Raw genomic sequence first — 12,885 nt, forward strand, 5'->3', positions numbered from 1 at the left:
ATTTTTCATTGAAGTACTATGATTATCAATCCGGAAATAGAAAAATATGCAGAGAAGTATTCCACTCCTGAGCATGAGATACTTCAAAGGTTAAACCGCGAAACTCATGCAAAGATACTGCATGCAAGGATGTTGTCTGGACATCTACAAGGCAATATGTTAGCTGTCTTTTCAAAAATGCTACAGCCTCAAAGAATCTTAGAAATAGGGACTTTTACAGGCTATTCTGCTCTTTGTTTGGCACAAGGACTGGCAGAGGGAGGTCTGCTTTACACCCTTGATATTAATGAAGAATTAGAAGAAATGGTGCAAAAGTATATCAAAGAAACTGGTTTGGAAAGTAAAATCAAACTGCTGATAGGCGATGCCATGCAACTCATTCCTACGCTTGACGAGATATTTGACTTGGTTTTCATAGATGCAGACAAAATAAATTATGCTCACTATTACGACCTTGTTTTTGAAAAAGTACGCAAAGGTGGTTTTATCATCGCTGACAATGTGCTCTGGTATGGAAAAGTGCTTGGCGAAAAGCAAGACAAAGACACAAAAGCAATCCATGATTTTAATGAGAAAATACAGAAAGATAATAGGGTGAGTAATACGCTTTTGCCTCTTAGGGACGGATTAATGATTATACAAAAATTATAGTCCCGTGATTTAGGTATATTTCTACTCAAATAAATAACAATTAAGTGTTTCGTAAACTCTTTGTTTTCTTTTTATTACTTTACTCTGTCATACTTTGGCTATCCAACCTACTCTGGTATCAATACGAAAATTTTAGTCAATTTCATTGGTTTGATGATTGGCAGGAATGGAAACAAATGGATAAATTGGGGCATTTGTTTTCTGCTTTCCATTTGAGTAGCCTTCTCTGCACCATAGTAGGTTATCTGCTCAAAAAGAAAACTCAGCCACTGCCTCTGCCTCAGCATGATTTAGTTCTTTTTAGTAGCCTCATTAGTTTTTTGCTAATCTCTTCCATAGAAATCTTAGACGGCTTCGCACCTACCTACGGTGCAAGTATTTATGACCTCATAGCCAATGCCTTAGGTGCGATATTGTTTAGTGTACAAAAAATCTACCTCAGCAAGTTTTTTGTACTGCCTAAGTTTTCTTTTCACTTTACAAAATTTGCCACAGAAAGACCGAATGTATTAGGAGATAATAAGCTATTGCAAATCTTCAAAGATTACAACGGGCAGACCTATTGGTACTCCTTACCCTTTTTCTCTTTCTTTGGCAAAAAGCACTTACCAAAATGGGTGAGCTATATTCATCTTGCTATTGGATACAGTGCTGAGGAAATGATTTTTGGGAGAGCGTATCAAAATGAAGCAATAGGATTGTTTCCTCTTAGACGGTACTTCATTTCTTTTGACCTGCATTTGCCTGCATTTTCATCTAAATACACCCTTATTAATTCTTTCATTTTTTTACTCAATGCTATTAAATTACCTCTGCCTACGCTGGAGTGGAACGACAGAGATGGCTTTGTATGGCATTGGATATACTTTTAAGGTAATATTCTTATAGCTGTGATATTGGCAATCCCTTTTTAATCTACAAGCACTTGATACACTTTAAAACTTAGTTGATTGTTAGGAACATCTAAATATCTAAAATAGATACCTTCCTTGCTTATGAGCGGAACGCTTCGCTTATCATTTACCATGTCAAAGGGAAAATCTACCTCTCCCAATTTGGTGAAAGCGTCATTGAGAACGATGAGCGAATACTTAGCTTTATCCTTATCGGCGTTGGCGTACTTAGCGATTCTGTAATAGAGGTTTCTGTATTTATCATAAATAACCTCTTTGTAAAAAGGTGTATTTCTCATATAGCTAATTTTTACCTCTAAATCTTCCCAAGAAGCGAGAGGTTTGATGGTATCTATGCGGATTGAATTGGCTTTATACAATTTTGTACTTATCAAAGTATCTTGGATTACTAAGAACGAAGAGGCGGGAAAAGAATAAACTATCTCCCCATTTTTCCCTAAACACCATTCTAAATTTTCTCTCCACAAATGCCCTTGATAGGATTGGGGGTATTGAATAGGAGCAAACGTAGTTTCTCCATTTATCAAGTTAGTTTTACTAATAAACTTGTGTGGTACAGAGAAATAATCCCGATTCCTTGGATAGTCAAATAAATTAATCGTAGCATATAGATACTCCGCTGATATGTAAGTCGGCATTAAGTGAGGATAGAAAAGTATTTTACCATCTTCGGCTACTTGTTTGATTTGACTGTATTCTTTGATAATATTCCCAGTTTTATCCATCAAAGAAGGGAACTTCCCCCACTCTCCTTCTATCTGATAACATAGAATGATTGAGTCTTTGCTTACTGGGAAATGGCTGTAAGGGAAGTTTTGCTTTGATTGGAAACTGATACTTTGTTTTTTCAAAGACGGTAGTTCTACAAACTCTAAGGAATGAGAATGGTAAGAAATGTATGAAATAAATTCTTGCTTGCCTATATAAGCTAATAAGGGGAAGGAGATGTTGGTACTATTTATAGGAATATTTATCTGATGCAGAAATTTTAGAGAAACTGTTGGTTTCTGTTGTTCGGCACAGATACAGAGAAAACTAAGGAAAATATACAAGAAAATAGTTATGCTTATCATCAGTAGTAAGACCAATTAAATATATATATTCTCATAAATGAGAACGGGTTGCTTTACAATTACTTATAAGCATATAAAAGTAAAAGGTCACTAAAGATAAATCAATAACCTTTTACGTAAAATATTTTGACTAATTACAATTAGGGTCGGGTAGGCAATTGGCATCACAACCACAGAGACCGTTGCAGCTACAAATTCCATAAGGACCGAAGCAAGGAACATCATCTCCACCAATGAGGGTACACATACAAATTACACTACTGTAAAAACACGCATGGTTGGATTGACGACCTTCTATTTCTGATGGGAAAATACTCAAAAAGCTTATTAGCAGCACTTTGCAAATTATATTCTTCATAATTTATCCTGCTAATTCTGATTTTTTCGCTTACTTAATGTTGCTTGGAATGGTTTAGCTTTTTCGTCAGTAATAAATTTAACTATGTATCTGCCGCCATCTTTTGTCTTATACGACCAGCCATTATAGTATTTATCATTTACAAAGTTAGTTGCTAACTTTATACCTTTTTCATCATAGAGTTCTACTAAAATACCTTTATAATTTAAGTTTTCATTCACCAAACGCATCATGTAGCTACTGTTTGCATCTAAGGAAATCTCCACTGCTTTCAAAGAAACTTCTTTTTCTTTCTTAAAATTACCTTACGCTGATTCATCATTTACCATAGAGAAATTTTGAATTTTCTCATAACCATCTAACACTGCATAATTCATATAAGGGTTAGAAACTACTTTTCTTACATATTCTTGTTTTTGATAACAAGATTGCACTATCAGTAACACCCAAATATACTTAGTAAAAAAATCAAGTTTAATTTTCATACTCATTAAAAGTTTAATATAACAATAATAATGATAATAAGCATAAGCAAATAATCAACATAGAATATTTTATTACATTAGCTCTTTTACCAATATTTATAACTTATTGATTATAAATAGCTTAAATATAGATGATATATTTTAAACAAAAATAGCAAATTGTTACAAATCAAAATATACCCTCATCAATAAAGCTAAAAAAAAACTATGGTCGGTAAAAATAATATGGTCTAAGACAGGTATTTCCAGAAACTTTCCTGCTTCTTTGAGTTTTTGAGTAAGTTGGAGGTCTTTTACATCTGACAGATTTCACAAACCTGCCAGATGTAAAAGATAAATATAGAGCAAACAAAATCAAGCGTTCAATACGATGTCTTTCAAGGTATTGACCCATCTAGGGTGAGTATTCAGGCTTTCTACCATTTGCCAATGCTTGCCTCCTTTTTCCTCAAAAAGTTCTTTGTACTCCTCCCCTACTTCTATGGTAGTTTCTAAGCAATCCGCCACAAAAGAAGGAGTAAAAACTAAGATATTTTTTTTGCCTTCTCTGACCAACCGCTCAATCGTGGCATCAGTATAGGGCTGTATCCAAGGGTCGCTGCCTAAGCGAGATTGGAAAGAAATGGAATAATCTTTTTCTTCTAAGCCCAAAGCCTTTGCCAGCTGGCGAGAGGTTTCTACACACTGAGCGCGATAGCAGAGGCGATTTTCTTCTGAATAAATATCACAACAGCCATTGGTTAGGCAACGTGCATCTGCTTTTTTGAGCTGTCGCTGAGGCAAGCCATGATAGGTAAAAATAAAATGGTCAAAAGTATGTTCCTTCATGTATTTTCTACCCAACTCTGCAAAGGTCGCAATCATTTCAGGGTGAGCGGGGTAGCTGTCAATCATGACTAATTGAGGCATGAGTTGCCACTTGCTCACTACTCGCATGACTTCCTGATGCACCGAACCCGTAGTAGCTGAGGCATACTGAGGGAAAAGAGGTAGTACAATGATTTTTTTGATAGCCTGATGGTTGAGTTTTTCTAAGGCAGAAGCAATGCTTGGATTTTGATAACGCATACCCAAGGAAACCACATAATCCTCTCCTAAAGCTTTCTGCAATAAGTCAGCCAACTCCTCTCCATAAAACAGCAAAGGCGAACCTCTGTCAGTCCACAATTCTCGGTATGTTTTAGCAGATTTGGGAGCGCGAAAGGGAGCAATGATGCCATTGACCAAGAAAAAACGTCCAATAGGATTAATGTCTATGACTCTACCGTCCATGAGAAACTGACGCAAATATTTTCTTACGTCAGGAACGGAAGGGCTATCAGGGGTGCCAAGATTTACTAATAAAATGCCTGTTTTGAGTTTCATGAATTTTAAGTAATACTATTCATTAAGAGATAATTACCAACAAGATTTATGTTGTTATAGATTTAGGGCTTACGTTTTTCATGTGATAACACATGAAAAATAGCTTTCTGCGCTCTTTCACGTGTTATCACGTGAAAGACAAAGTCCTAAGATTAAAAAGATAAACTTTCTACAAGTAAGATTTCACTCCTTCGGAGTTCCTCAGAACAATCACTTTTGTTGCTACAAATATAGCACACCTTCGGTGTTTGGTAGCTCAATTACCCCATCATATTTTTGTAGTAAATAAGCCCATTATCCATAAGAACCCCAGAGGGGTGGTGTCTTTTTATAGCAAATAAGCCAAGTAAATTTGTATGTTTTGCTTATTGACAAGGTATATTATTGATAGATAACACTTAAATAAGAGATATCAAGTTTCTTACCTTACCAGATAACACAAAAAAGTAAATAAGGTTATGAAAAAATCGCCTGCAAAGGTGCAAAAAAGTAAGACAGAACAAAAGAATAACTTTTACCACTTAAAAGATTTTTGTTTTCACAATCTCTTCAAGGCTGTTTTTGCTTTATGGTCAAGGCTATTTTTGTATTCGTGCTGAGGATAGGTCAGTACTTTTTTGAAGTAACTCACTGCCAAGTTCTTATCCTTAAAAACATCGCGATAAAGATAAGCAAGTTGCAAGGCAGCATTAGGAGCAAAATAATACGGTAAATTTCCCGATAGAGCTATAGTTTTTTGGTAAAAATGGCAAGCATCTTCGTATTTGCCTTGTTTATCTAAAATTCTTGCTTTTCTGTAAAGCAATTCTATTTTATCTTTTTGATTGCTAAGTTCTTTTTCAGAAATTTGCTGTACTGCTTGCCAAGCCTTTTCATAAAAACCGCCATCAGTGAGTAAGCGGGCTTTCATCAAAGCCTTGTGTGGCAGATTTCTCTGCTTAGCAAAATTTTCTGCATTTTTGTCTAACTCTATTTGGGTCTGCCCTTTGCTTAGGCAAGAATCTAAGTATCTGCTTGCTTGAGGTTTATCACTGAGCCAATCTGATAAAAACAATCTGTAATACGCATTTTTTACATAGTTTTTGCCCTGATAGTGAGCAAGAAAAAGTTTATAAAAATGGTTTGCTTGCTCATAACTCCCTGATAACAAGCAAATTTCACCATTCAAATAATCAAAAAATGGGGAATAAATGAAGCCAGAATCGCTGGCTGGTAGCATAAGTAATTTATCGCCTCCTTGTAGTTTACCTGCTTTCATACTTACTAAGGCATGGACGAAACGAGTAAGTAAACTATTTTTACTTGTATTGCTCACTGCTATACCTACCTGTATAGCTTGTGCTGGCTCATTGAGTACGTAGGTTTGTACTAACATGAGCAATAGTTGGGTTTCTAAGGAAAAAATCGTATTAGCTTCAGCTAAGGATTGCATATCTGCCAAACCTTGCTTAATATTTCCCTCTAAACCAAAAAGTTGTAAAAACCATTGGTATTTTTCAGGAACGCTTCCCAAAACTACACGCAGTAGCCCCAAAGACTTCTTAGTAGGTAAAAAGTCAGGATAGAGTTGCTCATTCTCTTCCAATAAGTGATAAGCACGCTTGATAGACCACGCTGCCGCAAGGTTTTCCCCCCACATAAGTTTGACAATAGCCCATTGTATTTTGACTTCTGCTTGCAAAAAGCGATGATAAGCAGATTTTCTGTTCCATTTCTTGATTTGATTCAAAGTAATTTCTTCTTGTTCTTTTTTGGCTTGGAATAGGGAATCATGCTGAGAAGTAAGTAGCTGTAAAACAAGTATGTAGTTTTTCAAATAAGCATCTATGGCATCTTTTTTATTTTCTTTGGCAAGCATAACCTCAGCAGTTTTGAGTTTAAGGTTCAAAATTTCTTGGTAGGCAAGAGATTGATGAGGTGAAAATTGGGCATAGGTATAGGAGGGAGTGCCTACCCAGAGTATCCATATCAGCGCAAGATAAGTAACCATACCAAGTTTCATGCTCGATTCAGGTCAAAATCTGTGCTAAAAGTTATCTGTCCTTTGCTATTGATTTGTTTTGTAATATCTGCCCTAATTTCGCTCATAAAAAATATGTCCTTGCTTGACCACCAAAGGCATAGGCAAGTTATTGCTGTATAGCTGCCCCGTGCCTAATCCTTGTGGGATAGTAGGAGCATACGATGCAGTAAACTGGCAGATAGCATTCAAGCCAATATTTGCCTCTAAGGCAGAAGTAATCCACCAGCCAATACCTTGTTTCTCAGCAATTTCAATCCATTCTGCACTTTCCACAAAACCACCCAAAAGCGTAGGTTTTACAATAATATATTGAGGCTGAGTAGCTTGCAGCAAAGTCATTTTTTTTTCTAAGGTCTCTATCCCTATCAGTTCCTCATCAAGGGCTATCGGCAAGGGCGTATTCCTACAAAGATGATACATAGCCTCTATTTGCCCTGCTTTGATAGGTTGCTCAATAGAGTGTAGGTCATATTTGGCTAATTGATGAAGTTTTTTTAATGCGTCTTGTGGAAAAAAAGCCCCATTAGCATCTACGCGCAGCGTAATGGTTTCCGCAGAAAAACGCTTCCTAATAGATTTGAGTATGTCCAACTCTGTTTGAAAATCTATTGCTCCTATTTTCATTTTGAGGCAGGTAAACCCTTGACTAAGTTTATCTTCTATCTGTTGCTTCATGAAGTCCTCTTTACCCATCCAGATTAATCCATTGATAGGAATAGGTCTGCCTTCATTGAAAAAGCTATTGTCATAAATTTTGCGATGCCCCCCCAAAAAAAGGTCTTTCAGTGCAGTTTCCACTGCAAATCGCAAACTTGGCAGTCGGATAGTATTTTCTCTTAGCCAAATATCACTTACTTCCGATATAGCCTGAAACTTTTGGTTTTCAAATACTTGTATAAAATATTGGATACATTCCTCAAAATCAGTACGGTCATCTACACTTAGCCCTTTGAGAGGACTTGCTTCTCCCCAGCCTTGTATTTGGGGGTTGTTTTCCTCAAAAATTTGTATAAAAAATGCCGTTCTTTCTGTCAGCACTCCTCGCGATGTACCCGCCTCAAAGCGAAAGAAAAGCTGATGTGGGAAATAGGTGATTTTCAAAGACATAGTTTTTTATCAAACTCTTTGCAACTTGATTGGGTAAGTTCTTCCTGAATTCCACTGAGCAACATAAATACTTTCCTCATCGTCTATGCAGACATCGTGAGGGTAAGTAAATAGCTTGGAGGTTTGTGGAATAGCTCGTAATTCACCATTTTTATAAATAGGCTCTGCCCCTCCTGGACAGGAAACTACCTTATCATTTTTATCAATAATGCCTACGAAGCCTAATCCATTGTTATCCCATTTGTCATTGGATTTGAGTGCAGCAAAGTAAATGTTCTCTCCTTTGATAACAGCCCGACAGTTCCACAGATTACCCAAAGGAATAGTGCTGATGTATTTGCCGTCTAAACTAAATCGCTTGAATTGATGCTTTTGTCGGTCTGTAATGAGCAAGGTAGGATTATTTTTATTGCGATTGTCCAATGTAATCCCATGACACTCAGTGAATTTATCATTTTCCATTCCACGTCCTCCAAACACTTGGATAAGTTCTCCTTTATAATTGTAACGACTGATGTACTGCTCTCCGTAGCCATCTGCCACATAAAAGTCCCCATTAGACGCAACGGCAATTTCCGTAGGCTTATAATAAGCACCATCGTATTTATACACATTTGCGTCCTTAGGATAGCCTATTTTGAAAATGATTTGCCCTTCTAAGGTAGTTTTAAATATCTGTCTGCGGTCGTGGTCGGTGATGTAGAGAAACTCCTCCCCATTCTCATTGCTTAGCGTCAGTCCATGCGCTCCGGGAAACTCTGTTCCCCACTTGGAAAGCAATTTGCCTGATTTATTGTAAATGATGGTATTATTTTTCACCTCATTGGTAAGCAAAATAAGCCTTCCCTTGCTGTCTTGTACCATTTCATGGCAGTCTTTGACGGGCGTATCATTGTCCAAAATTCCCCAATCTTTCACTACTTTGTAGCGGTACTGTCCATGTCCAAGTATGGTATCTTCTTTGGCTTTCCCAAAATTGATATATGGAAAGGCTAAACCTACAGCGGTAGCAGTGGTAGATTTAACCAGAAAGTCTCGTCTATTCATTTTCATCTTTAATTTTCATCAAAAATAAAAAAATTTAGCGAATAGAAGTAGCAGGAAAAATTTTCTTTGAAAGGATTGATATTTACTTCCTTTGTATTTTAAAAAATACCCTCTAATTTCGTATTTTCATATACAAATCAAATTCGCTTACATTTATAATTAAAGACATGTCTGATAAAACTGATAAAACCATACAGAAACGCAAAGATGCCTTGGATTACCATGCCTTAGACCGTCCGGGAAAAATCGAGGTAGTGCCTATCAAAGCTACAAAAACGCAGAGAGATTTGGCGTTGGCTTACTCCCCAGGAGTAGCTGAGCCTTGCTTGGAAATTGCTAAAAATGTGGAAGATGTGTATAAATATACTGCCAAAGGAAACTTAGTCGCTGTGATTTCCAATGGAACGGCGGTATTGGGTCTGGGGGACATTGGGGCAGAGGCATCTAAGCCTGTCATGGAAGGAAAGGGAATCTTATTTAAAATTTTTGCAGGGATAGATGTATTTGATATTGAGGTAGGTACAAAAAATGTGGAGGAGTTTATTGCCGTAGTCAAAGCCTTAGAGCCTACCTTTGGAGGAGTAAACTTAGAGGACATCAAAGCCCCCGACTGTTTTGAGATAGAGGAAAGATTGAAAAAGGAAATGCAAATCCCTGTCATGCACGATGACCAGCACGGAACAGCAATTATCTCCTCTGCGGCTTTGCTCAATGCCTTAGAAATCGTAAATAAAAAAATTGACCAAATCAGAGTGGTCGTTTCTGGGGCAGGCGCCTCTGCAATCGCATGTACAAAACTTTACATAGAGTTAGGTGTAAAAGCAGAAAATATCATTATGTGCGACAGCAAAGGAGTGATTCACTCTGGACGTACCGATTTAGATAAATATAAACAAGTTTTTGCTCATGACACCCCTTTACGCACCTTAGAAGAAGCTATCAAAGGAGCGGATTTGTTTTTAGGACTCTCTAAAGCTGATGTTTTTACGCCAGAGATGCTTTTAAGCATGGCAGATAACCCAATAGTATTTGCCTTGGCAAACCCTAATCCCGAAATTGCCTACGATTTAGCCATTGCTACGCGCAAAGATGTCATCATGGCGACAGGTCGCTCTGACCACCCTAATCAAGTGAACAACGTGCTTGGCTTTCCTTTCATTTTCAGAGGTGCCTTGGACGTAAGGGCAAAAGAAATCAACGAAGCAATGAAGTTAGCAGCAGTCAAGGCAATAGCCGAGTTGGCTACTAAGCCCGTTCCTGATATAGTAAATGTGGCTTACAACCAAAAAAACTTAACATTTGGCAGAGAATACATTATTCCTAAACCGCTTGACCCTCGCCTGCTCACTACGGTAGCCCCTGCGGTAGCCAAAGCCGCCATAGAAAGTGGAGTAGCACGTAAAGTCATTAATGATTGGGAGGAGTATGAAAAAGAACTTCGCCTTCGCATGGGAAGTAATGAGAATATTATCAGAGTATTAGTAAGTAAGGCAAAGCAAGACCCTCAAAAAGTCATTTTTGTAGAGGCAGAGAACTACAAAGTACTAAAAGCGGCACAGATAGTTCAAGATGAAGGAATTGCCAAACCTATTTTGCTTGGTAATATAGAAAAAATACGCCAAGTAATGAAAGAATACAGCATAGACTTAGGCAATGCACCTATCATAGACCCTTTGAGCGAGGACTCCTTGCCTATGATAGAAAAGTATGCGGAAATTCTCTTTGAAAAAAGAAAAAGAAGGGGCTTTAACCTGTATGAAGCTAAGAGAGCCGTTAGAGAACGCATTTACTATGGATTGATGATGTTGGAAACAGGAGAAGCCGATGCAGTAGTTTCTGGCTTAGAAAGAAAGTACGAAGCCACTGTTCGTCCTGCTATACAAACTATTGGAGCAGAGCCAAATACCAAAATCTCTGGAATGTATATGATGCTTACCAAAAATGAGCCTCTTTTCTTAGCAGATACTACGGTCATTCAAAATCCTACGGCTGACGAATTGGTAGGTATCGCCTATTTGGCAGCTCAGGCGGTGCAGCAGTACAATATCCAACCGCGTATTGCTTTTCTTGCGTATTCTAACTTCGGTTCTTCTGATGATGCTGAGCCAAGAACGGTGAGAGAAGCGGTACGCAAATTCAAGGAAAAATATCCACATATCATTGCTGACGGAGAAATTCAAGCCAATGTAGCTTTGAATCCTGAGATACTTTCAGAAAACTATCCTTTTTCTGACCTGATGAAAGGACGACCTAATATCTTGGTATTCCCTAATTTAGCTTCTGGAAACATCGCCTACAAGCTATTACAAGAACTGAAAACAGCCGAGGCAGTAGGTCCCATTCTCTTAGGCATGAAAAAACCTGTTCACGTCTTGCAGTTAGGGAGTTCGGTAAGGGAAATTGTGAATATGGTAACAATAGCGGTGGTAGATGCACAGGAAAAGAAGAAAAAAAAAGAGTAGAATTGATAAAGCGAATGTCGCCCTTTTCAGGGAAACATTCGCTTTTTAGATATAAAAACAAATTATTTCAATTTTTCTAAGGCTACTTTCATTCGGCGGATTGCCTCTTTCAAGTTCTCATCAGAGGCGGCACTGGAAATACGGATACAATTAGGTGCGCCAAAACCTCCGCCATCTACCAAAGATACATGTGCCTCATTGAGCAGGTAAATGCACAAGTCATAGCTATCTTTGATGTAATAGTTTTCATAACTCTTTCCAAAATAATCACTTACATCAGGGAAAATATAAAAAGCACCCTCAGGAACGTTGGCTTTAATGCCTTTGATTTCTTTGAGCAGGTCTATCACCAAGTCCCTACGTCTGCGGTAAGCCTCTGACATTTTTTTGGTTTCTGCCATATCGCCTGTTAGGGCTGCCAAAGCCGCTTTTTGTGTAATAGAGTTCGCCCCAGAGGTTACCTGTCCTTGCATCTTGTCGCAAGCATCAGCTATCCATTTGGGAGCAGCGATATACCCCATTCGCCAGCCTGTCATAGCAAAACCTTTGGAGAAACCATTGACGGTAATGGTTCTATCTTTGACTATATCCAAAGAACCTATGCTAAAATGCTCGCCTGAGAAGTTGATGTATTCATAAATCTCATCAGCAATGATAAAAATATGGTCATACTCGGCAACTACTTCTGCAATAGCAGTCAATTCCTCTCTGGAAAATACCGCTCCTGTGGGGTTGCAAGGCGAGGAGAACAAAATAGCTTTCGTTTTGGGCGTAATTGCGGCTCTTACTTGCGCTGCACTAACTTTGAACTGCTTTTCCAAAGAACCATGCACCAACACAGGTACACCCTCTGCCATCTTGACCATTTCATAATAGGACACCCAATAAGGTGCAAAGATGATGACCTCATCGCCCGGATTGACCAAAGCCATCAAAGTATTGACCAAAGACTGCTTTGCGCCTGTGGAAACCACAATATTTTCTGCTTTGACATCTAAGTTATTATCGCGTTTAAGTTTTTCTGCAATGGCTTTGCGAAGTTCTGGAATACCTGAAACGGGGGTGTAAAAGGTAAAACCCTCATCTATGGCTTTTTTGGCAGCCTCTCTGATGTGTTGTGGAGTAACAAAATCAGGCTCTCCGAGATTGAGACTGATAACGTCAATGCCTTTGGCTTTCAGTTCGCGTGCTTTTTTAGCCATTTCTAAGGTTTGCGACTCTGCCATCGCATTGATTCTTTCTGAAAGTGCAGGAATGATTGCTTTTCTTTCTTCTACTAAGACTTCATTCATTTGATTTACAATTTACTTAAAACACGATAAAAGTATGTAAAGCGTAGTTTATTTGGTTGGTAATGCCTATTCTCTTTCATCAATTTGAAAGGAGTGCAAAGTTAAAAA

At 38.0% G+C, this 12,885-nt stretch carries 12 protein-coding genes; 3 read left to right on the forward strand and 9 right to left on the reverse strand.

Annotation, left to right across the window (positions count from 1 at the left end; genetic code table 11):
* The first annotated feature begins 18 nt into the window (after window positions 1–18).
* A complete protein-coding gene (locus tag BM141_RS00910; protein WP_091538428.1) occupies window positions 19–651 on the forward strand; it encodes an O-methyltransferase in 633 nt (210 codons plus the stop codon).
* A gap of 44 nt (window positions 652–695) precedes the next feature.
* Window positions 696–1,523 carry a DUF2279 domain-containing protein gene (locus BM141_RS00915; protein WP_143090738.1) on the forward strand — a complete coding sequence of 276 codons (828 nt, stop codon included), beginning with the start codon at window positions 696–698 and terminating at the stop codon, window positions 1,521–1,523.
* Between the two features lie 38 nt (window positions 1,524–1,561).
* On the opposite strand, the gene BM141_RS00920 is transcribed toward BM141_RS00915, so the two are convergent.
* From BM141_RS00920 to BM141_RS00955, 8 genes are all read right to left on the reverse strand, one after another.
* A complete protein-coding gene (locus BM141_RS00920) occupies window positions 1,562–2,638 on the reverse strand; it encodes a DUF4221 family protein (protein WP_091538432.1) in 1,077 nt (358 codons plus the stop codon).
* Between the two features lie 369 nt (window positions 2,639–3,007).
* Window positions 3,008–3,271, reverse strand: coding sequence for a hypothetical protein (locus tag BM141_RS00925; protein WP_091538433.1), 264 nt, complete (start codon window positions 3,269–3,271; stop codon window positions 3,008–3,010).
* A 30-nt stretch (window positions 3,272–3,301) separates the two neighbouring features.
* Window positions 3,302–3,481: a hypothetical protein gene (locus BM141_RS00930; protein WP_091538435.1), complete on the reverse strand. Its 180-nt coding sequence runs from the start codon at window positions 3,479–3,481 to the stop codon at window positions 3,302–3,304.
* 162 nt (window positions 3,482–3,643) lie between these two features.
* Window positions 3,644–3,787, reverse strand: coding sequence for a JAB domain-containing protein (locus BM141_RS00935; protein WP_245763954.1), 144 nt, complete (start codon window positions 3,785–3,787; stop codon window positions 3,644–3,646).
* Window positions 3,788–3,835: 48 nt separating this feature from the next.
* Window positions 3,836–4,846, reverse strand: coding sequence for a ferrochelatase (hemH, locus tag BM141_RS00940; protein WP_091538437.1), 1,011 nt, complete (start codon window positions 4,844–4,846; stop codon window positions 3,836–3,838).
* A 538-nt stretch (window positions 4,847–5,384) separates the two neighbouring features.
* Entirely contained in the window at window positions 5,385–6,848 is a 1,464-nt protein-coding gene (locus BM141_RS00945) for a tetratricopeptide repeat protein (protein ID WP_091538438.1), read from the reverse strand.
* Between the two features lie 72 nt (window positions 6,849–6,920).
* Window positions 6,921–7,976 (reverse strand): o-succinylbenzoate synthase, encoded by a 1,056-nt coding sequence (locus BM141_RS00950; RefSeq protein WP_091538440.1) that lies wholly within the window; start codon window positions 7,974–7,976, stop codon window positions 6,921–6,923.
* Between the two features lie 9 nt (window positions 7,977–7,985).
* A complete protein-coding gene (locus BM141_RS00955; RefSeq protein WP_091538564.1) occupies window positions 7,986–9,023 on the reverse strand; it encodes an NHL repeat-containing protein in 1,038 nt (345 codons plus the stop codon).
* Between the two features lie 167 nt (window positions 9,024–9,190).
* Between BM141_RS00955 and BM141_RS00960 the strand changes: the two genes are divergently transcribed.
* Window positions 9,191–11,485 carry an NADP-dependent malic enzyme gene (locus BM141_RS00960; RefSeq protein ID WP_091538442.1) on the forward strand — a complete coding sequence of 765 codons (2,295 nt, stop codon included), beginning with the start codon at window positions 9,191–9,193 and terminating at the stop codon, window positions 11,483–11,485.
* Window positions 11,486–11,547: 62 nt separating this feature from the next.
* Here the strand turns inward: BM141_RS00960 and BM141_RS00965 are convergent, their stop codons facing one another.
* Window positions 11,548–12,777: a pyridoxal phosphate-dependent aminotransferase gene (locus tag BM141_RS00965; protein ID WP_091538444.1), complete on the reverse strand. Its 1,230-nt coding sequence runs from the start codon at window positions 12,775–12,777 to the stop codon at window positions 11,548–11,550.
* Window positions 12,778–12,885: the final 108 nt, after the last annotated feature.

The organism is Thermoflexibacter ruber, assembly GCF_900113045.1.
GTDB lineage: Bacteria > Bacteroidota > Bacteroidia > Cytophagales > Thermoflexibacteraceae > Thermoflexibacter > Thermoflexibacter ruber.

Coding starts and splice junctions, on each gene's coding strand:
- BM141_RS00955 (WP_091538564.1), bottom strand. CDS start 9,023: ATGAATAGACGAGACTTTCTGGTTAAATCTACCACTGCTACCGCTGTA.
- BM141_RS00965 (WP_091538444.1), bottom strand. CDS start 12,777: ATGAATGAAGTCTTAGTAGAAGAAAGAAAAGCAATCATTCCTGCACTT.
- BM141_RS00910 (WP_091538428.1), top strand. CDS start 19: ATGATTATCAATCCGGAAATAGAAAAATATGCAGAGAAGTATTCCACT.
- BM141_RS00945 (WP_091538438.1), bottom strand. CDS start 6,848: ATGAAACTTGGTATGGTTACTTATCTTGCGCTGATATGGATACTCTGG.
- BM141_RS00950 (WP_091538440.1), bottom strand. CDS start 7,976: ATGTCTTTGAAAATCACCTATTTCCCACATCAGCTTTTCTTTCGCTTT.
- BM141_RS00930 (WP_091538435.1), bottom strand. CDS start 3,481: ATGAAAATTAAACTTGATTTTTTTACTAAGTATATTTGGGTGTTACTG.
- hemH (WP_091538437.1), bottom strand. CDS start 4,846: ATGAAACTCAAAACAGGCATTTTATTAGTAAATCTTGGCACCCCTGAT.
- BM141_RS00920 (WP_091538432.1), bottom strand. CDS start 2,638: ATGATAAGCATAACTATTTTCTTGTATATTTTCCTTAGTTTTCTCTGT.
- BM141_RS00960 (WP_091538442.1), top strand. CDS start 9,191: ATGTCTGATAAAACTGATAAAACCATACAGAAACGCAAAGATGCCTTG.